Below are 26,104 nucleotides of genomic sequence, written 5' to 3'. Positions count from 1 at the left end.
GCCGGCTCAGGGTTTGTCGAGGTCGGACAGTTCCTGGTCGAGCAGCGTGGCGAGGTGGGTGACCCGCCACGGCTCGGACTCGGCGGTGATCCCCCGGCTGGGCATCTCCACCGTCATCAACAGGTAGAGGTAGAGCCGGTACAGGCCCAGCCGGCGGCGTACGCCGGCGTCGAGCGGGAACGGCGAGATCGTCCGGTACGCCCGCACCACCGGATGCTCCGGTTCGTCCTCGGTACGCCGGAACAGCAACGGCGAGACCAGATCCAGCAGCGGGTCGCCCCAGAGGTAACGCTCGCCGTCGACCAGGCCGCTGAGCCGGGGCGTGCCGTCCGGGCCGTCCGTCGCGAGCACGTTGCCCGCCCAGCAGTCGAAGTGCAGCAGCGCCGGGCGGCGTACCACGTCGAGGACGTGGGCGTGCCGGTCGACCAGTTCCCGGATCCGGGCCGCCGGCAGCGGCAGCGGCACCCGCCAGTCCGCGGCGTCGGCGAGCAGGTCGTCCAGCATGGACAGGTACGCGGCCCGCCAGGTGTCGGCGCAGGCCCGCCCGCCGTCGTAGCCGTACCGGTCACCGGTGATGCCGTGCAGGGTGGCGAGCGCGACGCCGAACTCGGCCTCGACCACGGCGGTGTCGACGCCGGCCTCGGTCAGCGCCCAGAGCGTCCGGCCCGGTAGCAGGCCGGTGAGCAGCCAGTCGCCCAGCACCGGGTCGCTGCCGTGGTGCAGCAGCGGCGCGGCCGGAACGGCGGGCGCCCGCTCGGCGACCAGCCGCAGGTAGCGGGCCTCGGCGCCGATCATGTCGAGCTCGTAGCGCAGCAGCGGCACGGACGGCGGCGGCCCGACCTTCAGCACCACGGCCCGCCCGTCGTCCAGGGTCACCCACCAGACGGCGGCGAACCCGCCGCCGGTCAACGGACCGCACTCGACGACCCGGGGCGTGGGACCGAGGGACGCCGCGACGTAGCGCCGGACCTGGTCCGGATCGAGGCGCCGTTGGGTGGGGCTCATCCGGCTTGTCCCGTCAGGGCGGTGGCGTGTTTCGTCGACAGGTCCATCTCGTGTTCCACGCTAGTGGTCGGGGCCGCCGCATGGTGTCCCGGGACGCGGCGGCGGACGCCCTCACCCCGCCCGTAGGGCCGGTGCTCGGGAGGCGTCAGCCGGCGCCGGACGCCCCGCACCCCGTACCACCAGGCCGATCCCGACGGCCGCGGCGGCGTAGAGGCCGGCGAAGGCCAACCAGCCCACCGACCCGCCGTCGACGATCAGCCAGGTCAGCAGCACCGGGCCGAGCATCCGGGCCAGCGGCACCCCGCTGCCGAAGAAGCCCTGGTACAGGCCGTGCCGGTCGGCCGGCGCCAGGTCGAAGCTGAGCTGCCAGGCGCCCGCGCCGTGCGCCATCTCGGCGTACACCTGAGCGCCGGCGCCGGCCAGCAGGATCGCCGCCGCCGCCCAGGGCGCGGTGGTGGCGGCCGAGAGCGCGAAGAGTCCACAGGCGACGACCATGGTGACCCCGGCCCGCCGCAGCGAGCGCACCGCGCCGGCCGGGTCCACCACCCGCCGGGCCACCCGCACCTGGGCGAGCATCACCGCCGCCGTGTTGACCACCAGCAGCGCCGCCGCCAGCCAGGACGGGGCCGCGGTGCGCCGCGCCACCCAGAGCGGCAGCACCAGGCTGAGCAGCGGCAGGTACAGCATCATCACCGCGTTCAGGGCGGTGAGCAGCGCGTACGGCCGGTCCCGGAGCACCGCGAGGCGCCCGCCGCCGGCCCCGGGCCGGGCCGCCGTGGGCCGCCGCGCCGGCAGCCGCCACAGCAGCAGCGCCGCGACCAGGAAGGCCGCCGCGTCCACCACGAGCACCGACCGGTACGCCCCGGCGGTGTGCGCCCAGAGCGCCAGGCCGCCGAGGGCCGCCCCCAGACCGAGACCGGCGTTGACCACCGACTGCAACCGCGCCCGCACCTCGGTACGCCGGGCCGGCTCCACCAGCCGGGCCAGCAGCGCCTGGCGCACCGCCGCCAGACCGGTCTGACCGCTGCCGTAGAGGGCGGCCACCAGGACGAAGACGGCCGGCTGGCGGACCAGCAGGAACGCAGCGACGGCCAGGGCCGTGACGGCGGCCAGCAGGACCGCCACCCGGCGGGCGTCACGCCGGTCGGCCGCGTGACCCGCCGGCACTCCGGCCAGCAGACCGACCGCCCAGCCGGCGGAGAGCCCGAGCCCGACCTGCCCGGGCGACAGGCCGACCACCTGGGTGAAGTAGAGCGCGGAGGTGACGAGGAACGCCCCGTCACCGATCGAGTTGCTCAGCTGGGCCAGCGCGAGCGTACGCGCCGGTCCGGGCTCGGGCAGCAGACGGCCGGGCACGGGTCAGCGCTCGATCGGCCGGCGGGTGCGGGCCCGCTTGAGCTCGAAGAAACCGTCGGTGCCGGAGACCAGCAGGACCCCGTCCCAGAGCCGGCCGGCGGCCGCGCCGCGCGGGATCGGCGCCACGACCGGACCGAAGAACGCGTTCACCCGGCCGTCGGGGCCGGTGACGTGGATGGTGGGGGTGCCCAGGTCCTCGCCGACCGGCTCCAGGCCGGCGTGGTGGCTGGCCAGCAGGGCCTCGTCGTGGTCGGTGGAGTCGGCGGCGTCGGCCAGTTCGACGGGCAGGCCGACCTCGGTCAGCGCCGCCACGTACAGCTCCCGGCCGATCGGCGCCCGCTCGTGGTGGATCCGGTTGCCCAGTGCGGTGTAGAGGTCGCGCAGCACCTCGGGGCCGAACTTCTGCGCGGCGGCCACGGCGACCCGGACCGGGCCCATGCCGGGCTCGAGCCACTCCCGGTACCACTCCTCCAGCCCGTCGCGCCCCTGGTTGAGCACGGACAGGCTCATCACGTGGAACCGGACCCGCACGTCGCGGACCTGTTCCACCTCCAGCAGCCAGCGGGAGGCGTTCCACGCCCACGGGCAGCGCGGGTCGAACCACATGTCGGCGGTCGTCGTCATCGTCTCGGTCCCCTGTCCGGTCTCGGTCACGTACTGACGCTAAGCCCGGAAGCGGCCCAACAGCAGAGCCGATCGATGCGTCGACCATTGGGCCAATCGCGGGCCGCGCGCCGCCCGTCCGAACCGGGTCCACGGTGTTTGACCGGCGGCCCGGTGGGAAGACACGCGCGCCGCGTGGGCCGGTCGGCCCGACGTCGCCGGACGGCACCCACCCGTCCGGGCCGCGGCGGAGGAGCGAGGGAGGAACGATGGCCCAGGCGGCCACCAGACCCAGCAGCGCTCGGAAGGCCACCGGGGCGCGGAAGGCCCCGATGCCGAACAAGGCGGCGGCGAAGAAGGTGGCGACCGCCACCAGGCGGGCGACGGGGGCGACCGCGGCCAAGACGCCGGGCGGAAAGCCCACCCCGACGACCGCCCGGACCGCGAAGAAGAAGGACACCGCGGCCACCACCGCCACGCCCACCCGACGGCCGACCGCCAAGGCGACGGCCGCGAAGAAGGCGACGCCCGCGAAGAAGGCGACCGCCGCGAAGAAGGCCCCGGCCACCAAGGCCGCGGCGAAGAAGGCGCCCGCCACGCGGGCCACCGCGAAGAAGACGACCACCAGGAAGGGCACGGCCCGCAAGGCCACGGCGAAGAAGGTCACGGCCACCGCCCGGGCCCGCCGGATCGCCGAGACCCGGACGCCGGCGAGGAAGGCGACCACCATGGAGTCGTTCGGCAACCGGCGTACGGCCCGGACGAGCGCCCGCTGAGACCGCGCCGTGCCCGCTCAGGGGGCGGTGAGCAGGCCGACCCGTTCCACCGCGACGGCGGTGCGACACCGGTGCAACTCGCCCGCCTCGGTGGCGAGCCGGTCCCGCAGCCGGGCGACCGCCGTACCGGCCCGGTCGACCGCGTCCTGCGCCCGCCGGATCCGCCCGCGTACGGCGAGGTCGGTGAAGATGTTGTCGAGGAAGATGTCGGCGAAGCGGGTCAGCTCGCCCACCTCCAGCTCCGGCGCGAGCCACCCGCCGGGCAGGTCGGACAGCTCGGTACGCAGCACCGCCAGCCGCCGGTCCGCGACCCGGGCCGCCGCGGCGGCGTCGTCCATCCGGCTGTGCTTCATCATGCTGCCCACGATCCCGCCGCCGAAGAAGGTGTCGTAGGTGGACCAGCCGTTCGCCTTGGCCAGGTGGTCGCGCACCGCGACGAGGGCGGTCCGCGCAGCCGTCGCCGCCCGGGCCGCCTCGTCGACCTGTCGGGCTCGGGTGGCGAGCCGGTCCCGTTCGGCGGCCAACGCGGCGAGGCGGGCCGCCCGGGGGTCCCGGCCGGCGATCAGGAGCCGTTCCCGCTCGTCGAGCAGGGCCGCGTACGCCGCGGGCGCGTCGGCCAGCTCGGCGTGGCGCGCCTGGGCGGCCCGGTGCTCGCGGCGCAGCCCGGCGAGGTGCGCCCGCGCGTCCGCCTCGCGTCGGGCGGCCAGCCCTGCCTCGGCGCGTTCCCGGGCCAGATCGTCGTCGCGGGTGCCGCGCAGCAAGGCGACGACGCGGGTGATCGATCGGCCCTCCAGGCGTTCGACGTCCTGCTGCTCCCGCTCGTGCGCGTCGCGCAGCCGGTCGAGTTGCCGTTCCGCCTCGTCCACCCGGCGGCGCAGCAGCTCGACCTGCCCACCGATCGTCTCGTGTTCGCGTAGTCGCTCGACCGCCTCGGCGAGCCGCCGTGTCACGTCCCCGTTCATGGGGCCATTGCAGCGCGGCCGCGCAAGGTCACCCGGCGGCCCCGGCCGCTCGCCGCTGCGGCAGGATGGCGACCGTGGCGAGACGTGGCGCGGGCCGGAGCGCGGCCGAACGGGCGAGCGGGGCCTGTCCCTGCGGGACGGGCCTGCCGTACGCGGAATGTTGCGGCCCGATCCACCGGGGCGCGGCGACGGCGGCGACCGCCGAGGCGCTGATGCGGTCGCGGTTCAGCGCCTTCGCCGTCGGCGACGCCGACTACCTGCTGCACAGCTGGCACTCCTCGACCCAGCCGGCGCGGCTGCGGCTGGACCCGGGGCTGCGGTGGCTGCGGCTGGAGGTCCTCGGCGGCGACCGGGGCGGCCTCTTCGACACCACGGGCACGGTCCGCTTCCGCGCCCACCACCGGGAGGCGGGCCGCCCCGGCACGCTGGAGGAGCACAGCCGCTTCGTCCGGGAGGACGGCCGCTGGGTCTACCTGGACGCCACGCCCGACTGACCGCGACGGCGTCCGGACGTGGTCCGGGCGCGTCCCGACGGGCCGGGACAGGGTCGAGGCCGGGCCCGGGACGGACGTCGCCGAGGCTGAGCGCCGCCCCGACGGCCGGGCCCGGGACCGGAAGGCGCCGAGGCCCGGCGTGGGGCGGGCGCGGTCAGCGGCCGGCGGCGGCCTCGCGCAGCGGCAGGCCGAGCCGGTCGATCGCCGCTCGGACGAGGTCGTCCGGTGGCGCCTCCACCTCCAGCACCATGCCGGACTCGTCCGGCTCCAGGTGCTCCAGGATCGCCCGCTGCGAGTCGAACAGGCTCGCCGGCATGTAGTGCCCGACCCGCCTGTCCAACCGCTCCCGCATCAGCTCCGCCGACCCGTCCAGGTGCAGGAACTCGACCCTCTGCGGCCCCTGCCGCAGCACGTCCCGGTAGGCGCGTTTCAGCGCCGAGCAGGCCAGCACGGTGGAGACCCCCTCGGCGTGCCGCTCGGCCATCCAGCCGGCCAGGGCGCGCAGCCATGGCTCCCGGTCCGTGTCGTTCAGCGGGATGCCGGCGCGCATCTGTTCCACGTGGGCCTCGGTGTGGAACTCGTCCGCCTCGGCGAGCCGCAGGCCGGTCAGCTCGCTGATCCCCCGGGCCACCGTCGTCTTGCCCGCCCCGGACACGCCCATCACGACGATGTGCCGGGTGGCGCGCTGCTCACCAGTCATGGACGGTGCCGTCCTTCAGCCGGTTGAACGGCAGGTACGCCGGCTGGTACGGGAATCGGGCGGCGGCCTCCTCGTCGAGTTCCACGCCGAGGCCGGGCTGCTCCCCCGGGTGCAGGTAGCCGTCGGTGAAGGTGAACGACTGGCGGAACACCTCGTTGGTGAGCGGGCCGTGCTGCATGTACTCCTGGATGCCGAAGTTGTGGATGGCCAGGTCCAGGTGCAGCGCGGCGGCCATGCCGACCGGCGAGATGTCGGTGGGGCCGTGGATGCCGGACTTGATCTGGTACTGGGCGGCGAAGTCGAGCAGCTTGCGCATGGCGGTGATGCCGCCGGTGTGGGTCACGGCGGACCGGACGTAGTCGATGAGCTGCTCGCGGATCAGCGTCTGGTAGTCCCAGACGGTGTTGAAGACCTCGCCGATGGCCAGCGGGGTGGTGGTGTGCTGGCGGACCAGGCGCAGCGCCTCCTGGTTCTCCGCCGGGGTGCAGTCCTCCAGCCAGAACAGGTCGTACGGTTCGAGCGCCTTGCCGAGCTTGGCGGCCTGGATGGGGGTCATCCGGTGGTGCCCGTCGTGCAGCAGCGGCAGTTCGGGACCGAACTCGTTGCGTACCGCCTCGAAGACGCCGGGCAGGTGGCGCAGGTAGGCGCGGGTGTCCCAGTCCTCCTCGACGGGCAGCGGGGTGCGCTGGGCCGGCTCGTAGTCGTAACGCTTGCCGTCGGCGCTGGGCTGCGCGGCCACGCCGTAGACGGCGTTGATGCCGGGCACCGAGGTCTGCACCCGGATGGACCGGAAGCCGAGGTCGAGGTGGCGGCGGATCGAGTCGAACAGCTCCGGCAGGTCCCGCCCGGAGGCGTGCCCGTACGCCATGAGCCCGGTCCGGGACGCGCCGCCGAGCAGTTGGTACAACGGCATCCCGGCGGCCTTGGCCTTGATGTCCCAGAGGGCCACGTCCACCGCCGCGATGGCGGCCATGGTGACCGGGCCGCGCCGCCAGTACGCCGACCGGTAGAGGAACTGCCAGGTGTCCTCGATCCGGTGCGGGTCCCGCCCGATCAGCAGGGGGACGACGTGGTCGGCCAGATAGGACGCGACCGACAGCTCCCGCCCGTTGAGGGTGCCGTCCCCCAGCCCGGTCAGCCCGTCGTCTGTGGTGATCTTGAGGGTGACGAAGTTGCGGTCGGGGCTGGAGACGATGACGTCCGCTGCGACGATCTTCACGCGCGTGCCTTTCTCAGGGTGGTTCAGCGAAGGGTGCTGCCGGGCTGCAGGTCGTCCAGGAGGGACAGCTCGTCGCGGCGCGGCAGGGCCTCCCAGTCGCCGTGGCCGGCGACGGCGAAGGCGCCGAGGGTGACCGCGCGGCGCAGCCGCCCGGCCAGGTCGAGTCCGTCCAGGTGGCCGGAGAGGTAGCCGGCGGTGAAGGCGTCCCCCGCGCCGACGGTGTCGACCGCCGTCACGGGCAGCGCCGCCGCCTCCAGCCGGCCCTCCCCGGTGTACGCGCGCGCGCCGTCGCCGCCGAGCTTCACCAGCACGGTCGACACGCCCCGGTCGAGCAGCTCGGCCACGACGGTCGGCTCGTCGGCACCCGGCGTGCCGACGAGGTCCAGCTCGTCGGCGGAGGCCACGACGACCGAGACGTGCCCGGCGAGCGGGGCGAGCACGGCCCGGGCCGCGTCCCGGCTCCACAGCTTCGCCCGGTGGTTGACGTCGAGGCAGACCAGCGTCCCGGCCCGGCACGCCGTCTCCGCCGCCCACCGGGTCGCCTCCCGGGCGCTGTCGGACAGCGCCGGGGTGATCCCGGTCAGGTGCAACACCCGCGCCCCGGCCGCCAAAGCGGGACGCAGGTCGTCGACGCACAGCGCCGACCCGGCCGAGCCGGCCCGCTGGTAGACGACCCGGGTCAGGTCGGCGGTACGCCGCTCCAGGAACATCAGCCCGGCCGAACGCTCCGGGTCGCGGGTCACGTGGGCGACGTCCACGCTCTCGGCGCGCAGCTGCCGCAGCAGGAACCCGCCGAGTTCGTCGCCGCTGACCCGGCCGGCGAAGGCCGCGCGGTGGCCGAGCCGGGACACGCCGACGGCCACGTTGCACTCCGCCCCGGCCAGGTGCGGGTGCAGCGGGCCGCCGGCGGCGAGCGGTCCGGCCGAGCGCAGCGAGACCAGGGCCTCGCCGAAGGTGAGCAGGTCGACGCCGGTCGCGGCGCGGGGGCCGGGTAGGCGGGGGCCCGGCTCGCGTACGGCGTCGAGGTCGGTGGCGGTCATGAGACGGCGGCGAGGTAGGCGCGGGCCCGCTCGCGCAGGGCGTCGAGGTCGCCACCGGAGGCCGCGTCGCCGACCAGCGGTCCGCCCACGCCGACGGCGATCGCCCCGGCGGCGAAGTACCCGGGCAGGTCGGCCAGCCCCACCCCGCCGACCGCCACGAACGGGATGTCCGGGAACGGGTCGCGCACCGCCTTCAGGTACGCCGGACCGCCCACCGAGACCGGGAACAGCTTGATCGCCGACGCGCCCATCCGCATCGCGGTGTACGCCTCCGTCGGGGTGAGCGCTCCGGCGGCGACGGGCAGGCCGCGCCGGGCCGCCGCGGGAATCGACTCGACCACGGCCGGCGTCACCACGAACTGCGCACCCGCGGCGGCCACGTCGGCGACGTCGGCGGCGGTGAGCACGGTGCCCGCGCCGACCAGGGACCCGGCGGGCGCCACCGCGCGCAGCGCCTCGACGGCCGAGGCCGCGTTCGGCGTGGTGAGGGCCACCTCGACGATGCGTACGCCCTCTTGCAGCAGGGCGGTGCCGGCGGCGATCGCGCCGGCGGTGTCGCTGCCACGGATGACCGCGAGCATCCGGGTGGCGGTGAGTTCGGCGGTGAGATTGACGGTCACGTGATCACCATTCCGCATAGGAGCCGTCGCGGTGCCGCCAGGTGGGGCTGCGCCAGGCGTGCCCGCGCTTGTCCGCCACCCGCACCGCGTTTTCGTCTATCTCGATGCCGAGGCCGGGTCCCGTGAGCCGCTCGACGTGGCCGTCGACGAAGGTCAGCGGCTTCTTGTCGAGGCAGTAGTCGAGCACCTCGGCGCCGAGGTTGTAGTGGATGCCGATGCTCTGCTCCTGGATCAGGTAGTTCGGCGTGGCGAAGCCGACCTGCAGGCAGGACGCCAGGGCGATCGGGCCGAGCGGGCAGTGCGGGGCGAGTTGCACGTCGTACACCTCGGCCAGCGCGGCGATCTTGCGGACCTCGGTGATGCCGCCGGCGTGCGAGAGGTCCGGCTGGGCCACCGCGATGCCGGCCTGGAGCACCGGCAGGAACTCCTGCCGGTTGTAGAGCCGTTCCCCGGTGGACACCGGCGTGGTGGTGGCGCGGACCAGTTCGCCGATGAGGTGCGAGTTCTCCGGGACGACCGGCTCCTCCAGGAAGAACGGCCGGTAGGGTTCGAGCAGCGGGGCGACCCGGCGGGCGGTGGCGAGGCTGAACCGGCCGTGGAAGTCGACCGCGACGTCCCGGTGGTCACCGAGCACCTCGCGGGCCGCCGCGACCCGCTGGACCACGCCGTCGAGTTCGGCCACCGAGGCCACCGGGCTCATCGGGCCCGAGGCGTTCATCTTCACGGCGGTGAGGCCCGTCTCGACGGCGGCGCTGATCTGGTCGCGGACCTCGCTGGGCTCGTCGCCGCCGACCCAGCCGTACACCCGGATCCGGTCCCGGACCGGGCCGCCGAGCAGCTGGTGCACCGGGGCGCCGTAGTGCTTGCCGGCGATGTCCCACAGTGCCTGGTCGAGGCCGGCCACGGCGCTGGCCAGGATCGGCCCGCCGCGATAGAAGGAGCCCTTCGTCATGACCTGCCAGTGGTCCTCGATCCGCAGCGCGTCCCGGCCGATCAGCAGCTCGCTGAGCTGCTCGACGGCGGTGCGGACGGTCTCGGACCGGCCCTCGCAGGTCGCCTCCCCCCAGCCGACGATCCCGTCGGTGGTCTCGACGCGGACGAAGAGCCAGCGGGGGGCGACGAGGAACGTCTCGATGCGCGCGATGGTGGTCATGCCGGTCAGCCCTTCGTGGCACCGGCGGTGAGGCCGGAGACGATGTACTTCTGCACGAACAGGGCGATCACCATGATCGGCAGGGTGACCACGGTGGCCGCGGCCATCAGACCGCCCCAGTCGATGCTGGCGTAGCCGACGAAGTCGAAGATCGCCACCGGCAGGGTCTTGGTGTCCGCGCCGGAGAGCACCAGGGCGAACATGAAGTTGTTCCAGGAGAAGATGAAGGACAGGATCCCGGCCGTGGCGACGCCCGGCACGGAGAGCGGCAGGGTGATCCGGCGGAACGCGCCGATGTGGGTCAGCCCGTCGACCAGCGCCGCCTCCTCCAGGTCCTCCGGCAGGCTGTCGAAGAAGCCCATCATGATGTAGACGATCAGCGGCAGCGACACGAACATGTGGCTCAGGATCAGCACCGTGAAGCCGCCGACCATGTGCAGGTTCGAGAAGACGTAGTACCACGGCACCAGGAGCGAGACGCCGGGGATGACCCGGGCCATGAGCACGACGAGCGCGGACTTCTTCATGTTGAACCGGCTCATCGAGTACGCGGCGGGCACCCCGAGGAGGAGGGAGAGCACCGTGGCGGCGAACGCCACCCAGAGGCTGTTGCCGATGAACTGGACGTAGTTCGCCTGCTGGAGCACGTTGTGGTAGTTGTCCAGCGTGGGCGAGAAGGCGAACGCCTTTTCGGTGTCGTAGATGTCGACGTTGGTCTTCAACGAGGCGGCGATCATCCACAGCAGCGGCGCGACCAGCGAGAGCACCACGACGGCCAGGGCGAGCGCCTTGAAGACCTTGAACGGCCGGCTCGGGTTCATCGCTCCAGCCCCTTCTTGCGGTAGGTCAGGGCCCACATCACCCCGATGATGATCAGGAAGAAGATGATGAGGACCGTCGATGACACGCCGTACTCGTTGTAGTCGAAGCTCAGGCCGTACGCGTAGACGTTGAGGGTCTCCACCTCGTGGAACGACCCGCCGCCGCGGCCCTTGGTGGCGTAGAGGATGTCGAAGGTCTTCAGCGCGTCGATGCCACGCAGCAGGATCGCGACGATCACGGTGGGCATCAGCAGCGGCAGGGTGACGTGCCGAAACCGCTGCCAGGTGCTGGCGCCGTCGATGAGGGCCGCCTCCTGGGGCTCGTCGGAGAGCGCGGTCAGGCCGGCCAGCAGGATCAGCACGACCATCGGCGTCCACTGCCAGATGTCGATGAACATCGTCGTCGGCAGGGCCGAGTTCTGGCCGGCCAGCCAGGGCTGTGGGCCGATGCCGACCCAGCTGAGCAGCTGGTTCGCCATGCCGATGTTGGGGTCGAAGATCAGCCGCCACATCATGCCGACCGCGACCGGGGTGGCCACCAGCGGCAGGAGGATGGCGACCCGGACCCACTTCTCACCGCGGAACGGCCGCCACAGCAGCAGGGCGATCGCCATGCCGAGCGCGACCTCGACGAGGAGCACGACGCCGGTGAAGAGGACGGTGCGCCACACCGCCGGCCAGAACCGCTCGGTGTCGCTGAGCACGTCGAGATAGTTCTGGAACCCGATGAAGTTGCTCTCGGCGCGTACCGAGCCCTCGGCGTCGGTCAGGCTGAGGTATCCGGTCCACGCCACCGGGAAGATGATCAGCGCGGCGACGAACGCCATGGCGGGTGCCGCGAAGAGCCACTTGCGGTGCGCGTTGGCCCAGCGCGACCAGGCCGACTCCGCCGCGGGTGCCGGGCCGGCGTCGGGCGATCTGGTAACGGGTGTGGTGACGGCTGACATGAGGTCTCCGGGTGCTCAGGGCCAGGGTCCCAGCGCCGGGTGGCGGGGCCGACCGGCCCCGCCACCCCGCGGTCGGGCTACTTCGCCTCGTCGTCGAGGAACTTCTGGAACGCCGTGTTCGCCGCGTCCGCCGAGGCGGCCGCGTCCTTGCCGGTGATCGCGTCGACGATCGGCTGGCCGACGATCTCGCGCGCCTGGGCGACCTTCACGACCAGCGGACGGTCGTGGCCGACGCCGTTGGCGGTGCTGGCCGTGGTGGCCTCGGCGAGGTCCTTCGGGTAGGTGGCGATGCCCTCCGGGTTGGCCCAGACCGAGGCGCGGGCGCCGGGGACGCCGGCCTTCTGCTGCTCCAGGGACTGCTCCTTGCCGGCCGCCCACTGGATGAACTTCCAGGCGTTGTCCTTGTTCTTCGACCCGTCGTTGATGCCGAGCGCCCAGGACGGGATGTTGTACGGCTTCGAGCCGGCCGGGCCGGCCGGGAAGGCCGCGAAGCCGACGGTGTCGGAGACCTTCGACTTGGCCGGGTCGGTGGCGTTCTTGTAGAGCGAGTTGGCCTCGGTGTAGAAGGCCGCCTTGCCCTGGGTGAAGATCGCCATCGCCTCGGACCAGCTCATGTCGGTGCTGATGTTCTTCGGGCCGTGCTCGCGCAGCAGCCCGCCGTAGTAGGCGTACGCCTGCTTGGCCTGCTCGGTGTTGACCGAGGCCTTCCCGCTGCCGTCGACGAAGTCGCCGCCGAAGCTGTACAGGAAGCTGGAGAACTGCGTGACGGCGGCGGCCTTGCCGGTACGGGACACGAAGCCCGCGACCCCGGGGTTGTCGGCCTCGACCTTCGCCGCCTGCTCCTTGAGCTCGTCAAGGGTCTTCGGCGGGGTGGTGAAACCGGACTTCTCCAGCAGGTCCTTGCGGTAGTAGAGGACCTCCGACTCGGTGATGATCGGCACGCCGACGACCTTGTCGTCGTACGTGGTGGCCTGCACCGGGCCGGCCTGGAAGTCGCTGAAGTCGAAGGCGCCGTCGGACTTGGTCCGCTCGGTCAGGTCGGCGAGGTACTTGTTCTTGGCGAACAGCTTCCCCTCCTGCAGCGGCCGGTACATCATCACGTCGAGGTCGCTGGATCCGGCGTTGAGCTTGACGTTGTACTGGTCGGAGAGCTGGTCCTCACCGAGCTGGGTGACCTCGACCTTGAGGCCCGTCTGCTTCTCGAACTCCGGCAGGGCCTTCTTGATGTTCTCGGTCCAGACGTGGTTCACCAGCGTCACGCGCAGGGTCTTCGACCCACTGCCGCCGTCACCCCCGCCGCCGCAGGCGGACAGGCCCATGGCGGCAACCACGGCCAGAGACGTACCGATTATCGATCGACGTCGCACGTCATCTCTCCTTTACACGTGGTCGCCGCCCAAGGGGAAGAGCGCCACAACGTTGTAACGTCTGCTTTACGTCGGGATGCTAGGCCGAAAAAGCTGACTTATTCAAGGGGTTGATCCAACTGATATGATCCTTGGCGTGGAACCGTACTCCTCCGGGGGCATCGCCGCCCAGCACGCCCCTGCCGAAGCCGGGCTGCACGCCCGCGTGCTCGAGCACCTCGGCACCGCCATCTGCGGCGGCGAGTTCGCCCCCGGGGCGGTCCTCAACATCGACGAACTGGTCGACCGGTACGAGGTGTCCCGCTCGGTGGTCCGCGAGGTGCTGCGGGTGCTGGCATCGATCGGATTCATCGAGACCCGCCGAAGGGTCGGGGTGACGATCCGGCCGGCGCACGACTGGAACGTCTTCGACCCGCAGGTGATCCGGTGGCGGCTCGCCTCGGACAGCCGGATCGCCCAGCTCCGGTCGATCACCGAGCTGCGCACCGCCATCGAGCCGCACGCCGCCATGCTGGCCGCCAGCCGGGTCGGTCACGACGAGGCGAGCGACCTCGTCGGGCTCGCGGCGAAGATGTGGGCCGCCGGCCAGGCCGGCGACGAGGAGCGCTTCCTGCGCCTCGACATCGAGTTCCACCGACGGGTGCTGCTCGCCTCCGGCAACGAGATGTTCGTCCGGTTGCAGGATCTGGTCGCGGAGGTGCTCACCGGCCGGCACAAGCACCACCTCATGCCGCACCACCCGCACGAGCAGGCGTTGCAACTGCACGCCGAGGTCGCCCAGGCGATCCAGCGGCACGACGGTGAGCGCGCCCGGGAGGCGATGGTTCAGCTCATGGAGCAGGCGTTCGACGAGATGAAGTCGATCTGGGACCAGACCGCCGAGCCCGCCCGGTAGGCAGCGGCGGCGGCCAGGCCACCGTCAGCCGAACTGGACCCGGTCCAGCCAGAGATCGAGCAGCGCGGCGTCGCCGAGGACCTCGACGGCCGCCTCGCCGACCGGCCGCCGTCGATAGACCAGCAGCAGCAACTCGGTGACCGGCCCGCGTACGGCCACGGCGGCCTTCTCGTGCGCCCGCCGCCAGGCCAGCGTGTCGCCGGTGAGGTCGACCAGCCACTCCGCACCCGCCTCGGCCGGGAGGTCGGTGGCGTGCAGGTGCAGGGTACGGCCGGGGCCGAGCAGCGTGCGCCGCTCCGGATAGAAGTCGAACATCATCGGCAGGGAGCCCAGCTCCATCCACTCGTCCAGCGCGTCGACGGCCACCGCCGGGTCGACGGCGAGGTCCTCGCCCAGCGCGAGCGCGGCGTCGGCGCGGTGCATCAGCGTCTCGTGGGCGAACCGACGGGCCCAGAACACCGTCGCGGCCGGGACCGGCAGCGGAGTCCACGTCATGACCTCGGGGCCGGCGGCGTTCAGCGCGCCGGCCAGCTCGGCGGCGGACTCGACCAGCCAGGGGCCGACCACCGCCGGCTCCTCCCGCGCGTACGCCGACAGGTCGCGGAAGTGCGTGTCGGTGGGCGGGACGGTCGCCCGGGTCCGTACCACCTCGGCGGCCCAGCGCTGGCCACCACCGAGGTGCCGCACCAGCTGGCCCAGGTTCCAGCCGGGGCACGACGGCACGGCGACGGTGAGGTCGGCCCGGTCGAGATGGGCGCGCAGCAGGTCGCTCTGGGCGACGATCTCGGCGCAGTGTCGGTCGAAGCTCAGCCCGGTCATCAGCCCAACCTAGACGCCCGACCCGACCGCCGGTCGGATCAGCGCCGGCGCGGCACCGGTTGGGCCAGGGCCCGGATCTCCGCCGGCAGTTGCGACATCGCCTGCTCGAACCGCTGGTGCCCGACCACCGGGTCCAGGGTCTGCAGGACGGCCGGCACGCCGCGCTCGGCGATGTCCGGCGCCACCCCCGCACGCTCCGCGACCCGCCGCAGGAACTCGTCGTGGCCGAACGCCTGCGGCTCCTCGGGGCGGGCCCGGGCCAGCAGCGGACGCAGCTCGTGGGCCACGTGGTCGGCCAGGTCCGCCGCCGTGCCGCCGCTGATCCGCTCCGCGAGGGTACGCAGCGTGGCCTCGGCCAGGGACCGCGCCGTCTCCGACGGGACGCCCGCCCGTGCCGCCACCTTCTCGAAGAACTCCAGGTCAGCCATGCTTCGTCCTCCCCGTCCCGGCGACAGCGTGGCTACCCGCGACCGACGCCCACAAACGATCGCGGTCCGAACAGCCAGGCAAAGGCCAGAAATCAGCACAGAACGGTACGAAGTTGGCAATGATCGGAGGCGTGGGTGCCAGGATGCCGCAGCTCGTGCCGCCGATGCTCGCCTCCAGTGGCGCCCTGCCCACCGGACCCGGCTGGGGCTACGAGTTCAAGTGGGACGGCGTCCGCGCGATCGGCTACGTCAACGGCGGGTTCCGACTGCTCAGCCGCAACGACCGGGACGTCACCCGGGCGTACCCGGAGCTGGACGAACTCGCCCGGCTGCTGGCCGGGCGGCGGGCGGTGCTCGACGGAGAGATCGTGGCGCTCGACGGCGACAACCGGCCCAGCTTCGCCGCGCTCCAGCGCCGGATGCACGTCCGGTCGCCGGCCGCCGCGCTGGTCGCGGCGACCCCGGTACGGGTGTACCTGTTCGACCTGCTGCACCTCGACGGACGCGATCTCACGCCGCTGCCGTACACCGAGCGGCGCGCGGCGCTGGAGAAGCTGGGGCTCAGCGGTGACAGCGTCGACACCCCGCCCTACTGGACCGGCGAGGCCGGCCGGGATCTGGCCACGGCGGCGGCGGAACTCGGCCTGGAGGGGGTCGTCGCGAAGCAGCTCCGGTCGCCGTACCAGCCGGGCCGCCGCGCGCCGGCGTGGGTGAAGGTGCCGCTCAACGACACCGTCGAGGTCATCGTGGGCGGCTGGAAACCGGGCGCCGGCCGGCGGGCCGGCACGATCGGCTCCCTGCTGCTCGGCATGTACGACGCGCACGACAGACTGCACTACATCGGGCACGTCGGCACCGGCTTCACCCAGACCGTGCTGCGCGACCTTCAGCAGCGCCTGAAGCCGCTGAGCCGGCCGGACTCGCCCTTCGACTCCCCGGTGCCGCGCGAACACGCCCGTCACGCCGTCTGGGTCGACCCGAACCTGGTCGGGGACGTCACGTTCCGGTCCTGGACCCCCGACCGCCGGCTCCGTCACCCCTCGTGGAAGGGGTTGCGCAGCGACCGGGAACCGACCGAGATCCGCCTGCAAGCGTAGCGTCAGCGCCCGGCCCGGGACCGCCACTCGCGGGCCAGGACGGCGAAGACGAGCTGGTCGGCCCACTCGCCCCGGAACAGGTAGCTCTCGACAAGGTGCGCCTCCTGCCGCATGCCGAGGCGGGCCATCAGCCGGGCGGACGCGTCGTTGCGGCCGTGACACCGGGCGTAGATCCGGTGCAGCCCGAACTCGTCGAACCCCCAGTCGAGGAGCGCGGTGGCCGCCTCCGTGGCCAGCCCCCGACCTCCGTGGTCCGGGTGGAACACATACCCGAGCTCGGCCGTGCGGTCGAGCCGGCTGCGCCAGACCAACTCCACGGTGCCGATCACCCCGGTGTCGGTGACCGCGGCCAGGGTCAGGCAGTCGCCCTCCGCGCGCAGCGCGTCCTCGCCCGTCATGGCCACCACCGACGCCCGCGACTGCTCCCGGGTACGCGGCCCGGTACCGAGCATCCAGCGGACGACGTCGGGTCGGCTCTGATACGCGTACACGTCGTCGAGGTCGTCGAGGGTGACCGGGCGCAGGGTCAGGCGGGCGGTTCGGATCGGGTACGCCGGCTGAAACATCAGCCGATCCTAGGGCGGGTCAGCAGAGCGCGCGCGCCGCCGAGACGATGGCGTTCACCCCGATCCCCGCCTGGTCCATCAGCTCGGTCGAGGTACCGGAGGTGGGCAGCCCGCGTACCGCCAGGTGAGCCACCCGAACGGGCTCGGCGAGGTCGGCCAGCGACTCCAGCACGGCCGAACCCAGCCCGCCCTCCGGGTAGTGGTCCTCGACCACCACCAGCCGGCCGCCGGTGTCGCGTACGGCGTCGAGCAACCGCTGCCGGTCCAGCGGTTTGACCGAGTAGAGGTCGACGACCCGGGCCTTGATCCCCTCGCGGGCCAGCTCGTCGGCGGCGGCGAGACAGTTGTGCACCGTCACCCCGGCGCCGACCAGCGCGACGTCGTCGTCCTTGCCGGCGCGGAGCAGCTTGCTGCCGCCGATCGGGAAGTCCTCGCCGTTGTCGTAGAGCACCGGGTACTTGCCACGGGTGGTGCGCAGGTAGGCGATGCCCTTGCGGTCGGCCATCCCGGCGACCAGGGCGGCGCAGGACACGGCGTCACTGGGATAGAGGACCGTCGAGCCCTGTACGGCCCGCAGGGCGGCCAGGTCCTCCAGCCCCATCTGCGAGGGACCGTCCGCCCCGATCTCCACCCCGGCGTGCGAGCCGGACAGGGCGAGGTCCGCCCGGGAGATGGCGGCCATCCGGATGAAGTCGTACGCGCGGGAGAGGAACGCCGCGAAGGTCGCGGCGAAGGGCCGGTAGCCCCGTACCTGCAACCCGACGGCGGCGGCGACCAGTTGCTGCTCGGCGATGAACATCTCGAAGAACCGGTCGGGGTACGCCTCACCGAACTTGTCGGCCCTCGTGGAGTCGCTGACCTCGCCGTCCAGCGCGACCACCTCGGGTCGCGAGCCCAGCGCGCGCAGCGCGTCCCCGTACGCGTTCCGGGTGGCGACCATCGCCCCCTTCTCGTATCGGGGCAGCTCGGGCGGCTGCTGGGCGGAGGGCTTCCCGGCGGGCGGAACGGGCTCGGGTCGGGGCCCGCTGACGCGGATCTGCCGGACGCCACCGAGCGCCTGTACGGCCCGCTCGGCCACGTCGGGTTTCAACGGCTTGCCGTGCCACCCCGGCTTGTTCTCGACCTCGGGCACCCCCTTGCCCTTGACCGTGCGGGCGAGCACCACGGTCGGACCGGTCGCCTGCCGGGCCTGGCCGAACGCCTCGTCGATCGCCACCAGGTCGTGGCCGTCGACGACGATCGGGTGGCAGCCGAACGCCTCGACGCGCCGCCGGTAGGTGTCCAGGTCCCACTCCAGCTCGGTCGGTCCGCGCTGCCCCAACCGGTTCACGTCGACGATCGCGGTGAGGTTGCGCAGCCCGTAGTGGCCGGCCTTGTCCAGGGCTTCCCAGATGGAACCCTCGGCCATCTCGCTGTCCCCGCACAGCGCCCACACGTGGAACGGCAGGTGGTCGAGATACTGTCCGGCCAGCGCGATCCCGACACCGACGGGCAGTCCCTGGCCGAGCGAGCCGGTGGCGACGTCGACCCACGGCAGGGCGGGGGTGGGATGCCCCTGCAGGCGCGACCCGAGCTGGCGGTAGGTGTCCATCAGCTCCTGCTCGCTGATCGCGCCGACCGCCCGCAGGATCGCGTACAGCAGCGGCGAGGCGTGCCCCTTGGAGAAGATCAGATGATCGTTGGCCCGGGTCGGCGGGTTCACCCAGTCGTACCGCAGGTGCCGGGCGATCAGCACCGCCATCAGGTCGGCGGCGGACAGGCTCGAGGTCGGGTGCCCGGACCCGGCCCTCGTGCTGCTCCGGATCGAGTCCACCCGCAGCTGTGCGGCGAGTTCACCCAGCCGGGTGACCTCCTCGTCGCCGAGGGTGCGCTCCGCTTCCATCGTCACCGGTATCGCCTCCCGCGATCGGCCCTTCCCGGCCGGGCCATCGCGTCCCGGCCGGTCCGGCCGCCTCGCCAGGCCCTCTCGCCCACACGGTAGCCAGGAAGGCCCCCGTATTGTCCGATAACTGCCAGTTGTCAGCACCGCAGGTGACGCACCGGGTACGTCACGGCACGCCGACCCGGCGGCGAGCCGGCGGCACCGTGCGCGCCCGCCGGCCCCGGGAGCTGACCAGCCAGGCCGCCACCGCCAGGTAGGGCAGCGCGGCCAGCGCGAAGGCGACCCGGTTGCCGGTCACGCCGGCGACCAGGCCGTAGCCGGCATAGAACACCACGATGGTCAAGTCGGTGGCCATCCCGGCCACCGACGTCACCGTCGCCCGGGCCGGCCCGGTGATCCGGGCCTGCAACCGCACGTCGGCGAGCACGGTGGCGAGCTGAAACGCGGCGAACGCCACCGCGAGCAGCACGAAGCCCGCCGGACGGCCGGCCAGCGCGCCCGCCGCCAGCGCCGACGCGGCGAGCACCAGCAGGCCGGCGTACCCGCCGGTGGTCAGCCGCTCCCCCACCGGGACGAGCAGCCCGCCCACGGTCATCCCGGCCCAGAGCAGCAGGAGCAGCAGCGGCACCGTGGCCCCGGCGACGCCGGTGTCCCGGGCCAGCAGCCCGGTGTACTCGTCGAGGCCACCCCAGACCGCGGTCACCGCCGGGACGAGCAGCAGAGCCGCGCGTACCGTGCGGTCGGCGCGGGCCTCGGCCAGGCCGGCGCGCAGGCTGCCCAGCCACCCGGCCTCGTCGCCCTGGGCCGCAACAGCCTCGTCGTGTGCGGCCGCCGCGACCTCGTCGCCCTGGGCCGCCACGGCCGGCGCGGCGGCCACCGCGGACCGGGGCGGCCGGTGCTCAGGCAACCGGGTCGCGACGACGGCGGCCAGCAGAGCCGCGAGGACACTGGCCGCGCCGACCGCCCGATAGCCGCCGACGGCGAAGATCGGCCCGGCCAGCGCACCGGAACCCGCCGCGGCGAGCACCTCCGCGGTGCGCGCCCGACCCAGCAGGCGGGCGTACCGGTCGGCGGCGCCGATCCGGTCGAGTTCGCTGAAGACCAACGCCTCCAGGGTGCCGGAGCGCAGTGCCCCGCTCGCGCCCCAGAGCACGAACCCGACGGCGAACGCCGGGTACGACGGGACGAGCACCCAGAGGGCGAAGGCCACGGCTGGCAGCAGCGGGGCCAGGGTGAGCAGCAGCCGCCGGGACACCGTGTCGGCCCAGGCGCCGGAGGGCACCTCCAACACGATGCCGGTCGCCGACCAGATCACGAAGAGCGAGGAGATCTGCCCGACCGACAGCCCGGTGTCGGCGAACAGCAACACGTACAGCGGGTAGAGCAGGACGAAGTCGGTGAGGAACGCGTAGCCGTAGAGCGTGGCGGCCAGCCGGCCGGTCGCGGGCACGCGCGCGGGAGCAACGATCATGAGGCCTTCTCGGGGGGACGGAACGGACACCGGACGAGCGGCGTCCGCGGCGGCCCGCGGCCTCTAGGGCAGGATCAACATCGCCAGGTCATGCGCCGATGCTATCGGGCACCGACCGCTCGCGTGTCCCCGGCGAGGGGTGCCGCCTCCCCCATGGCCGAGCAGAAGGGAGGCGGCACCGTGGTCACAACTGCTGGACCCAGTACGGGGCGACGTCCATCCAGCCGTTGGCGGCGGCGCCGTTGAGGCGGCCCGAGCTGCCGGTGCTCAGGGTGTACCAGGAGTCGACGTAGTCCGGGTCGTCGGTCCACCAGCTGGCCGGCATGGCGTCGATGATCGCGTTGACCAGCGGGGTGTAGGTCCCGTAGTCGACGACCGTCAGCAGGGCGGTGATCAGCGCCTTGGCGAGGTCGCGGTAGTTGGTGTCGCCGTCGTCCTCCCACATCACCACGTCGGCCAGGTTGTACTTGTAGTTGTTGAAGTGGACCAGCAGTTGGTTCGGGTAGTAGATCGTGCCGTCGTTGTCGAGGTACGGCATCTCCACGATGTTGACGGTGGGCTTGCCGTCGAGCCCGAAGCCGCCGACGACGTTGAAGATCTCGGCGGCGCCCTTGATCCACGGCTCCTTGTCGTCGTTCAGCCGGATCGCGTTGACCTTGGTGGCCCAGTAGCCGGCCTGCGCCGTCACCGTGGACCTGACCGGCGTCAGGCCCCGCGCGACCAACTCCTGCCGAACCTGTGCCAGGCCACGGTCCATCGCCTTCCGTACGTCGACCTCGACCACCAGCACCGGGCGGGCGGGCAGCCGGATCGGGTCGAGGACGACGCGTCCGCCGGCGGAGTCGTAGGCGACCACGCCGGTCGTCGTGTCGTCGGTCGATGCCGCCGCCACGAGCGGGCGCTCGGACCGGGCCAAAGCGCCTGCCATGCCGTCGTGCCCGAGCCGCAGTCGCAGCACCGAGCCGGTGGTCTCCGGCAACCCCTTCGCCGCCAGCACCGCCTGATTCAGCGACCGCGCGGTGCGGTCGGCCCGCGCGCCGAATCCGGCCGTCAAGAGGTCCACCGGCCCGGCGGTGACGGCCGACGCGACGCGGTCACGGGTGGCGGGGTCGGCGAGCGCGCCGGCGACCTCGCGGGCGAGCCGGTCGGTGGCCGAGAAGACGGGACCGACGCCGGCCGGGGCGGCGTCGGTCCCGCGCGGCGCGTGGGCCGGATCAGCCTGGGCGGGTGTCGCCGCCGAGGCGATCAGGGTGGTTGCCGCCAGGCCGAGGGCGAACACGGCAAGACGGAGGGAACGTGGACGCATGGAGGCTCCTCTGCGGTCGCGGCACCGGCTGGCGACCGGCGCAGCCGGCTACGCCCATGATCGCATCCATGCATAGGCAGTCGTCAATGTTTTGCGCACCGGACGCGAGAACCGGCGGTCAGCGGCGGGACCTCGTTACGTCCGCCTGCGGGATGACCATCGTGGCCTCACTGTCCGCCGGCTGCTGCGCGCCGGGCCGCCCCGGCGTCGTCGGCTGGGTGCGCTCCGAGTCGGCGTACGGCGGGATCGGCTGGGTCGGCTCCGCCCCGGCGTACGCGCCGGCCGGCTGGCCCAGTCGGGCCTCGACGTCCCGCCGCCCGGCCTGGTACGCCCGGGCGTGGGTGGCGATGGTCCGCGACTCCTCCTCGGCCCGGGCCAGCCAGGTCTCCCAGCGGCTCTGCATCGGACGGACCAGACCGCCGCCGACGCCGACGACCAGGATGCCGCCGATCGTGGCCAGGGCGGCGATCAGCACCGGAGTGGTCACCGTGGTGGCCACCCCGATCTGGTTGAGCGCGGCGATCACGCCCACGCCCAGGATGAGCACCGAGGCGATGTTCGCCAGCACCCGGCCGTAGGACAGGCCCCCCAGAGCACTGGAGATGATGTCCTTCACCGCCTTGGCGATGGCCGCGGCCACCACCACGATGACGATGGCGACGAACGCCTTGGGCAGCCATGCCACCACGCCGTGGATCAGGTCCGAGATCGGGTTCGGGCCCCAGATGCCGAAGGCGAGCTGGAGGGTCACCAGCAGCACCGCGTAGTAGGCCAGCTTGGCGACGATGTCGCTGGCGTCGTACGTCGAGCGGGCCAGGGCGGTCCTGAGGCCACCGCGCTCGACGACCCGGTCGAAGTGCACCCGTTCCAGGACCCGGTCCACGACCTTCAGCACGGCCTTGGCGACCAGCCAGCCGACCACCAGGATCGCGACGAAGGCGACCGCCTTGGGCAGAAACAGCATCACCGAACGGAACGCGTCACCCACCGCGTTGCCGAAGTTGTCTCTCATCTAAGGCCTCCACGCACAGGTTCGGGTCGATCCGCCTCGACCTACCCCACCCCGGCGGCGGAGAAACGCCCTCAGCTCCGCCGGCAGCGGTAGCCGACCTGCGTGCCGGCCTGCACCGGCGACGGTTCGACGATGTTCACGGTGGCGGTCTCGGTGGTGCTGCCGACGCCGCTGAACGTCCACTTGAGGGTGAGCGTGGCGCTCCGCTGCCCTCGGCCCACCCGCTCGGTGAGCAGGCCACCCGGCGGCGCGTCCGAGCGCAGCCACTGGTAGCGGATCGACCCACCCCGCCCGTTCGTGCGGACGGTCGCCACCACGTCGACCGTCACGTCACAGCGGTCGCCGGCCGGCTGCGGCACGGCCACCGTGACGCCCTCCACCTCCACCGGGCTGAGCCGCTGCCACACGTAGAGCCCCACCACGACGAGCAGTGCCGCCGTCAGCAGGGTGGAGAGCACCGAGACGACCGCCCGCCACCGTGAGCGCCGCGCCGGGGCAGGCCAGGCGGGGGCGGCCGGCGGCGTGGCCGGCACGCCGGGCCCGAAGCGCACCTCGCCGCCGGGCACCGGCTGGGACGGGCCGGTCCCGGCCCGCGCCGTCACCTCCTGGTACGCCCCGGCCGCGGTCGCCCCGACGGCTCCGGCACGGGGGTACCCGGTGGCGGCGCGGGGATAGCCGGTCGTTGCCCCTGGTGTGGGTGCGCCGCCGAGGTGGACGGTGGCGTCCGGATCCGGCGGACGCACGGTCGCGTCGCCACCACCCGAGCGCGTGCTCGCCTCGCCCGCGCCGAGGTGGACGGTCGGCTCGGCACCGGCGAGGTGGACCGTCGGCTCGGCACCGGCGAGGTGGACGGTCGGCTCGGCGGCGGCGAAATGGACGGTCGGCTCGGCGGCGGCGAAATGGACGGTGGGTTCCGCGGCGGCGAGATGGACGGCGGGCTCGACACCGGGGAGATGAACGGTCGGCTCGGCAGCGGCGAGGTAGACGGTCGGCTCGGCGGGCGGCTGGGTACGCCCGAGGTCGACGGTCGCGCCCGGGTCGACGGGCGGCGGCACGGCCCGGGCGGGCAGCGCCTCGGTGGGTTCCTCGGGCCGGGTCACGGGAGCCGTCCCGGGGTGACGGTGGGGGTCTGGGCAGCGGGCACGTCCGGCTCCTAGCGGATGATGGGCGGGCAGTCGTAGAGGGTCACGTACACCGGGGACGCCGAGGTGCCCGGGTTGCCGGCGGCGTCGACGGCGGTGGCTTGAATCGGGATGCGGCTGCCCTGCTTGGGCGTCGGCAGCGGACCCAGCGTCGCCTGGAACACGTCCCGGCCGACGGAGCTCATCCGCACCGTCGAGGTGACGCCCTCCAGCGTGTAACGGAAGGTGACCGCGAGCGCGGCCGGGCCGCTGCGGTCGTCGGTGACGGTGACGGTGACGGTGCTGGTCTGGTAGCCGTACGGGCAGTCCTTCGGCCGCAGCTCGCTCGGGTTGGCGGTCACGTCGCCGACGGTCGGCGCGGTGACGTCGGGCGGGGGCGGTGGAGAGACGCTGGTCGACGGGGTCGGGGCCGGCGCGCTGGTGCGTACCGGCGAGCGGGTGGGCGCGGCGGAGCCGGAGCGGACCGGCGTGGCGGTCGGGGTCGCTGTCGGCGTGACCGTGCCCGCGCCCGGCGTGGACGGGGTGGTGTTCGGAGCCGGGGTGTCGGTCGGGACGCTCGGCGGGCCGGTCACCGCCGGGTCGACGCCGGCCGGACGCGGTGGGCCGCCCGCGGCGACCGGGTCGTCGTTCGCGGCGTAGCTGTAGCCGGCCCCGCCGGCCAGCAGGGCCGCGACGATGGTGCCACCGACCAGCACCGTCCGTTTGCGTCCACGGTGGAGCAGGCCGCGCCGTTTGCCCGCGGTCGCGCCGAGCGTGGTGCTGGCGAGGCTGGTGGCGCCGCCGGCGCCGTCGGGGAACGGCCAGAGCGCGGCGAGCAGGGCGGCACGCCGGGCCAGCTCGCGCAGCCCGCGTTCCTCCCAGTCCGCCCCGTACGCCTCGCCGGCCACCCGGTCGAGGACGTCGAGGAACACCTGGGCGGGCTGCGGCCGGTCGGCGGGCTGTTTCGCCATGCCGTGCCGCAGCAGCTCGTGCACCGGCACTGGTGCCGGGTCGGTCGGGATCGGCGCGGAGGCGTGCTGCTCGCGCAGGGTGAACAGGTCCCGGCCGTCGTACGGGGGCCGACCGGTCAGGCATTCGAAGAAGGTGGCGGTGGCCGCGTAGATGTCACAGGCGGGGCTGGCCGCGGCGCCGGTCCACTGCTCGGGCGCCATGTAGCGGGGCGTGCCGCTGACCGTGGCGCCGGAGCCCTGACCGACCGGCACGGCGATGCCGAAATCGGCGAGCTTGCTCAGCCCCTCCCCGGCGACCAGCACGTTCTCCGGTTTGTAGTCGCGGTGCACCACGCCGTGGCCGTGCGCGGCGGCGAGCCCGGCGAGCGAGCCCTTCAACACGCAGAGCGCGGCCTCGGGAGTCGTGGGGCCGTGTTCGCGGAGCATCTGCCGCAGGGACACCCCGTTGACCAGCTCCATCACGATGGCCGCGCCGGCGGGCGACTCCACGTACTCGTAGAGCCGGGAGACGTGCGGGTCGTCGATCTCCCCGAGCAGCCGGGCCTCCTCGCGGAAGGCGATCCGGAACGACGGGTCGTCGCCGATGTCGCGCACCAGGTACTTGATGGCGACCGGGGTGCCGGTCGCGTCGTGGGTGGCGAGCACGACACTGCCCGACGCGCCCGCACCGAGCTGACGGATCGGCGTGTAGCCGGACAGCTGCCAGCCGCTCATGCGTACTCCAGGGCGCTCCAGGGACGGGTGTCGGCCACCGCCTCGGTGGTCAGTGTCGTCCCGCCGGAGCCGCCGGCCATCGACGCAACGGGTGCTTCCGTCAGCCGGACGTCGACCGCTGACCAGGCGGACCGGCCGGGTACGGGGCCGGCCGGACGCCGGCCGGGCGACGCGACCGCGATGTGATCGGTTACGGACACGTCGCAAGTGGTACCAGGCGCGGGCAAGCCCGCCGGTCAGATCGCGGTGGCCTTGATCACCTTCCACTCCCCGTCGACCGGGGCCATGGTGAGCACCACCCGGTTCTGGTCGACCTTCTCCCCCGCCGTGGTCACGTTGCGCCGGTACTGGTTGAGGTAGAGCAGCAGTTCGACCCGGTCGGGGTCGGCGCTGATCACGCCGGTCGCGGAGACCTCGGCGAGCACCACCGCCTGCTGCTTCGTCGCGGTCTGTTTGAGCGCGGTGGTGGTCTGCGCGTACTCGTCGGCGAACGCCCCGGCGGCGAAGGTGCGGCCGTTGGCGACGCTGTCGTCGAAGGTGCGGTAGTCGTACGAGAAGAGCGCCTTGGCGGCGGCGGGCGCGGTGGCCAGCGCCTGGCGTACGGCCTGGTCGCGCTGGCTGGCGCGGCGGTCGGCGTACCAGCCGGCGAGGGCCACGGCCGCCGCCAGCACGATCGCGACCACGAGGACGGGTACGGGTCGGATCCGCGCCAGGCGTCGACGCGGGACGGTCGGGACACGCATCGGTCTCCTCCTCCGG

Annotated in this window: 27 protein-coding genes; 4 read left to right on the top strand and 23 right to left on the bottom strand. The window is 73.2% G+C overall.

Translation table 11 applies throughout. The features are described from left to right. Window positions 1-6: 6 nt before the first annotated feature. The 3 genes from GA0070621_RS10905 to GA0070621_RS10895 form a co-directional block, all read right to left on the bottom strand. Window positions 7-1,005, bottom strand: coding sequence for a phosphotransferase family protein (locus GA0070621_RS10905; RefSeq protein WP_091194191.1), 999 nt, complete (start codon window positions 1,003-1,005; stop codon window positions 7-9). Between the two features lie 111 nt (window positions 1,006-1,116). Beyond that, window positions 1,117-2,361: an MFS transporter gene (locus GA0070621_RS10900; RefSeq protein ID WP_091194189.1), complete on the bottom strand. Its 1,245-nt coding sequence runs from the start codon at window positions 2,359-2,361 to the stop codon at window positions 1,117-1,119. A gap of 3 nt (window positions 2,362-2,364) precedes the next feature. Then, window positions 2,365-2,985: a DsbA family protein gene (locus GA0070621_RS10895; protein ID WP_091202259.1), complete on the bottom strand. Its 621-nt coding sequence runs from the start codon at window positions 2,983-2,985 to the stop codon at window positions 2,365-2,367. Window positions 2,986-3,233: 248 nt separating this feature from the next. On the opposite strand from GA0070621_RS10895, the gene GA0070621_RS30415 reads away from it, so the two are divergent. Next, on the top strand, window positions 3,234-3,740 hold the full coding sequence (locus GA0070621_RS30415) for a histone H1 (RefSeq protein ID WP_197673957.1): 507 nt from the start codon (window positions 3,234-3,236) through the stop codon (window positions 3,738-3,740). A gap of 17 nt (window positions 3,741-3,757) precedes the next feature. Here the strand turns inward: GA0070621_RS30415 and GA0070621_RS10885 are convergent, their stop codons facing one another. Then, window positions 3,758-4,702 carry a hypothetical protein gene (locus tag GA0070621_RS10885; protein WP_091194185.1) on the bottom strand — a complete coding sequence of 315 codons (945 nt, stop codon included), beginning with the start codon at window positions 4,700-4,702 and terminating at the stop codon, window positions 3,758-3,760. A 74-nt stretch (window positions 4,703-4,776) separates the two neighbouring features. Here GA0070621_RS10885 and GA0070621_RS10880 point away from each other — a divergent pair, with 74 nt between their 5' ends. Further along, complete coding sequence (locus tag GA0070621_RS10880; RefSeq protein WP_167666793.1) at window positions 4,777-5,196, top strand: YchJ family protein; 420 nt, start codon at window positions 4,777-4,779, stop codon at window positions 5,194-5,196. A gap of 154 nt (window positions 5,197-5,350) precedes the next feature. Here the strand turns inward: GA0070621_RS10880 and GA0070621_RS10875 are convergent, their stop codons facing one another. From GA0070621_RS10875 to GA0070621_RS10840, 8 genes are all read right to left on the bottom strand, one after another. Next, window positions 5,351-5,896 (bottom strand): gluconokinase, encoded by a 546-nt coding sequence (locus GA0070621_RS10875; RefSeq protein ID WP_091194178.1) that lies wholly within the window; start codon window positions 5,894-5,896, stop codon window positions 5,351-5,353. Then, on the bottom strand, window positions 5,886-7,115 hold the full coding sequence (manD, locus tag GA0070621_RS10870; protein WP_091194175.1) for a D-mannonate dehydratase ManD: 1,230 nt from the start codon (window positions 7,113-7,115) through the stop codon (window positions 5,886-5,888). Before manD ends, GA0070621_RS10875 begins: the two co-directional genes overlap by 11 nt. A 23-nt stretch (window positions 7,116-7,138) precedes the next feature. Further along, entirely contained in the window at window positions 7,139-8,155 is a 1,017-nt protein-coding gene (locus tag GA0070621_RS10865) for a sugar kinase (RefSeq protein ID WP_091194171.1), read from the bottom strand. Beyond that, window positions 8,152-8,775 (bottom strand): bifunctional 4-hydroxy-2-oxoglutarate aldolase/2-dehydro-3-deoxy-phosphogluconate aldolase, encoded by a 624-nt coding sequence (locus tag GA0070621_RS10860; RefSeq protein WP_167666792.1) that lies wholly within the window; start codon window positions 8,773-8,775, stop codon window positions 8,152-8,154. The genes GA0070621_RS10865 and GA0070621_RS10860 overlap by 4 nt, the downstream gene beginning before the upstream one ends. Before the next feature lie 4 nt (window positions 8,776-8,779). Further along, the gene (gene dgoD, locus GA0070621_RS10855; RefSeq protein WP_091194166.1) at window positions 8,780-9,928 is read right to left on the bottom strand and encodes a galactonate dehydratase; all 1,149 of its coding nucleotides are present in this window, start codon (window positions 9,926-9,928) and stop codon (window positions 8,780-8,782) included. Window positions 9,929-9,933: 5 nt separating this feature from the next. After that, a complete protein-coding gene (locus GA0070621_RS10850) occupies window positions 9,934-10,749 on the bottom strand; it encodes a carbohydrate ABC transporter permease (RefSeq protein ID WP_091194163.1) in 816 nt (271 codons plus the stop codon). Beyond that, window positions 10,746-11,696, bottom strand: coding sequence for a carbohydrate ABC transporter permease (locus GA0070621_RS10845; RefSeq protein ID WP_167666791.1), 951 nt, complete (start codon window positions 11,694-11,696; stop codon window positions 10,746-10,748). The genes GA0070621_RS10850 and GA0070621_RS10845 overlap by 4 nt, the downstream gene beginning before the upstream one ends. Before the next feature lie 77 nt (window positions 11,697-11,773). Then, entirely contained in the window at window positions 11,774-13,015 is a 1,242-nt protein-coding gene (locus tag GA0070621_RS10840; protein WP_091194162.1) for an ABC transporter substrate-binding protein, read from the bottom strand. A gap of 184 nt (window positions 13,016-13,199) precedes the next feature. Here GA0070621_RS10840 and GA0070621_RS10835 point away from each other — a divergent pair, with 184 nt between their 5' ends. Continuing rightward, window positions 13,200-13,958 (top strand): FadR/GntR family transcriptional regulator, encoded by a 759-nt coding sequence (locus GA0070621_RS10835; RefSeq protein ID WP_167666790.1) that lies wholly within the window; start codon window positions 13,200-13,202, stop codon window positions 13,956-13,958. A gap of 24 nt (window positions 13,959-13,982) precedes the next feature. On the opposite strand, the gene GA0070621_RS10830 is transcribed toward GA0070621_RS10835, so the two are convergent. After that, complete coding sequence (locus GA0070621_RS10830; RefSeq protein ID WP_091194157.1) at window positions 13,983-14,777, bottom strand: maleylpyruvate isomerase family mycothiol-dependent enzyme; 795 nt, start codon at window positions 14,775-14,777, stop codon at window positions 13,983-13,985. A gap of 38 nt (window positions 14,778-14,815) precedes the next feature. Continuing rightward, a complete protein-coding gene (locus tag GA0070621_RS10825) occupies window positions 14,816-15,205 on the bottom strand; it encodes a DUF2267 domain-containing protein (RefSeq protein WP_091194154.1) in 390 nt (129 codons plus the stop codon). Window positions 15,206-15,348: 143 nt separating this feature from the next. Between GA0070621_RS10825 and ligD the strand changes: the two genes are divergently transcribed. After that, window positions 15,349-16,302, top strand: a complete 954-nt coding sequence (ligD, locus tag GA0070621_RS10820; RefSeq protein ID WP_167666789.1) for a non-homologous end-joining DNA ligase — start codon at window positions 15,349-15,351, stop codon at window positions 16,300-16,302. A 2-nt stretch (window positions 16,303-16,304) separates the two neighbouring features. Here the strand turns inward: ligD and GA0070621_RS10815 are convergent, their stop codons facing one another. The 9 genes from GA0070621_RS10815 to GA0070621_RS10780 form a co-directional block, all read right to left on the bottom strand. After that, window positions 16,305-16,868 carry a GNAT family N-acetyltransferase gene (locus GA0070621_RS10815; protein ID WP_091194151.1) on the bottom strand — a complete coding sequence of 188 codons (564 nt, stop codon included), beginning with the start codon at window positions 16,866-16,868 and terminating at the stop codon, window positions 16,305-16,307. A 19-nt stretch (window positions 16,869-16,887) separates the two neighbouring features. Beyond that, window positions 16,888-18,750: a transketolase gene (locus tag GA0070621_RS10810; protein ID WP_091202256.1), complete on the bottom strand. Its 1,863-nt coding sequence runs from the start codon at window positions 18,748-18,750 to the stop codon at window positions 16,888-16,890. 166 nt (window positions 18,751-18,916) lie between these two features. Then, window positions 18,917-20,221, bottom strand: coding sequence for an MFS transporter (locus tag GA0070621_RS10805; RefSeq protein ID WP_091194148.1), 1,305 nt, complete (start codon window positions 20,219-20,221; stop codon window positions 18,917-18,919). 184 nt (window positions 20,222-20,405) lie between these two features. Further along, window positions 20,406-21,527, bottom strand: a complete 1,122-nt coding sequence (locus GA0070621_RS10800; protein ID WP_091194146.1) for a DUF3103 family protein — start codon at window positions 21,525-21,527, stop codon at window positions 20,406-20,408. Window positions 21,528-21,645: 118 nt separating this feature from the next. After that, window positions 21,646-22,539: a mechanosensitive ion channel family protein gene (locus tag GA0070621_RS10795; protein WP_091194144.1), complete on the bottom strand. Its 894-nt coding sequence runs from the start codon at window positions 22,537-22,539 to the stop codon at window positions 21,646-21,648. 71 nt (window positions 22,540-22,610) lie between these two features. Next, window positions 22,611-23,639 carry a hypothetical protein gene (locus GA0070621_RS10790; RefSeq protein WP_091194141.1) on the bottom strand — a complete coding sequence of 343 codons (1,029 nt, stop codon included), beginning with the start codon at window positions 23,637-23,639 and terminating at the stop codon, window positions 22,611-22,613. Window positions 23,640-23,692: 53 nt separating this feature from the next. After that, window positions 23,693-25,345, bottom strand: coding sequence for a serine/threonine-protein kinase (locus GA0070621_RS10785; protein ID WP_091194139.1), 1,653 nt, complete (start codon window positions 25,343-25,345; stop codon window positions 23,693-23,695). Further along, on the bottom strand, window positions 25,342-25,545 hold the full coding sequence (locus GA0070621_RS29495) for a hypothetical protein (protein WP_157739939.1): 204 nt from the start codon (window positions 25,543-25,545) through the stop codon (window positions 25,342-25,344). Before GA0070621_RS29495 ends, GA0070621_RS10785 begins: the two co-directional genes overlap by 4 nt. 36 nt (window positions 25,546-25,581) lie before the next feature. Next, the gene (locus tag GA0070621_RS10780; protein ID WP_157739938.1) at window positions 25,582-26,088 is read right to left on the bottom strand and encodes a hypothetical protein; all 507 of its coding nucleotides are present in this window, start codon (window positions 26,086-26,088) and stop codon (window positions 25,582-25,584) included. Between the last annotated feature and the right edge of the window lie 16 nt (window positions 26,089-26,104).

The organism is Micromonospora narathiwatensis (assembly GCF_900089605.1).
GTDB lineage: Bacteria > Actinomycetota > Actinomycetes > Mycobacteriales > Micromonosporaceae > Micromonospora > Micromonospora narathiwatensis.
Note: the sequence above shows the minus strand (reverse complement) of the source record. Positions and strands in the feature narration are given on the sequence as shown.

Excerpts from the sequence above, each read along its gene's own strand:
- GA0070621_RS10905 (WP_091194191.1), bottom strand. The coding sequence starts at position 1,005 with ATGAGCCCCACCCAACGGCGCCTCGATCCGGACCAGGTCCGGCGCTAC.
- GA0070621_RS10895 (WP_091202259.1), bottom strand. The coding sequence starts at position 2,985 with ATGACGACGACCGCCGACATGTGGTTCGACCCGCGCTGCCCGTGGGCG.
- GA0070621_RS30415 (WP_197673957.1), top strand. The coding sequence starts at position 3,234 with ATGGCCCAGGCGGCCACCAGACCCAGCAGCGCTCGGAAGGCCACCGGG.
- GA0070621_RS10885 (WP_091194185.1), bottom strand. The coding sequence starts at position 4,702 with ATGAACGGGGACGTGACACGGCGGCTCGCCGAGGCGGTCGAGCGACTA.
- GA0070621_RS10875 (WP_091194178.1), bottom strand. The coding sequence starts at position 5,896 with ATGACTGGTGAGCAGCGCGCCACCCGGCACATCGTCGTGATGGGCGTG.
- GA0070621_RS10865 (WP_091194171.1), bottom strand. The coding sequence starts at position 8,155 with ATGACCGCCACCGACCTCGACGCCGTACGCGAGCCGGGCCCCCGCCTA.
- dgoD (WP_091194166.1), bottom strand. The coding sequence starts at position 9,928 with ATGACCACCATCGCGCGCATCGAGACGTTCCTCGTCGCCCCCCGCTGG.
- GA0070621_RS10850 (WP_091194163.1), bottom strand. The coding sequence starts at position 10,749 with ATGAACCCGAGCCGGCCGTTCAAGGTCTTCAAGGCGCTCGCCCTGGCC.
- GA0070621_RS10845 (WP_167666791.1), bottom strand. The coding sequence starts at position 11,696 with ATGTCAGCCGTCACCACACCCGTTACCAGATCGCCCGACGCCGGCCCG.
- GA0070621_RS10840 (WP_091194162.1), bottom strand. The coding sequence starts at position 13,015 with ATGGGCCTGTCCGCCTGCGGCGGCGGGGGTGACGGCGGCAGTGGGTCG.
- GA0070621_RS10830 (WP_091194157.1), bottom strand. The coding sequence starts at position 14,777 with ATGACCGGGCTGAGCTTCGACCGACACTGCGCCGAGATCGTCGCCCAG.
- GA0070621_RS10825 (WP_091194154.1), bottom strand. The coding sequence starts at position 15,205 with ATGGCTGACCTGGAGTTCTTCGAGAAGGTGGCGGCACGGGCGGGCGTC.
- ligD (WP_167666789.1), top strand. The coding sequence starts at position 15,349 with ATGCCGCAGCTCGTGCCGCCGATGCTCGCCTCCAGTGGCGCCCTGCCC.
- GA0070621_RS10815 (WP_091194151.1), bottom strand. The coding sequence starts at position 16,868 with ATGTTTCAGCCGGCGTACCCGATCCGAACCGCCCGCCTGACCCTGCGC.
- GA0070621_RS10810 (WP_091202256.1), bottom strand. The coding sequence starts at position 18,750 with ATGGAAGCGGAGCGCACCCTCGGCGACGAGGAGGTCACCCGGCTGGGT.
- GA0070621_RS10805 (WP_091194148.1), bottom strand. The coding sequence starts at position 20,221 with ATGATCGTTGCTCCCGCGCGCGTGCCCGCGACCGGCCGGCTGGCCGCC.
- GA0070621_RS10800 (WP_091194146.1), bottom strand. The coding sequence starts at position 21,527 with ATGCGTCCACGTTCCCTCCGTCTTGCCGTGTTCGCCCTCGGCCTGGCG.
- GA0070621_RS10795 (WP_091194144.1), bottom strand. The coding sequence starts at position 22,539 with ATGAGAGACAACTTCGGCAACGCGGTGGGTGACGCGTTCCGTTCGGTG.
- GA0070621_RS10785 (WP_091194139.1), bottom strand. The coding sequence starts at position 25,345 with ATGAGCGGCTGGCAGCTGTCCGGCTACACGCCGATCCGTCAGCTCGGT.
- GA0070621_RS10780 (WP_157739938.1), bottom strand. The coding sequence starts at position 26,088 with ATGCGTGTCCCGACCGTCCCGCGTCGACGCCTGGCGCGGATCCGACCC.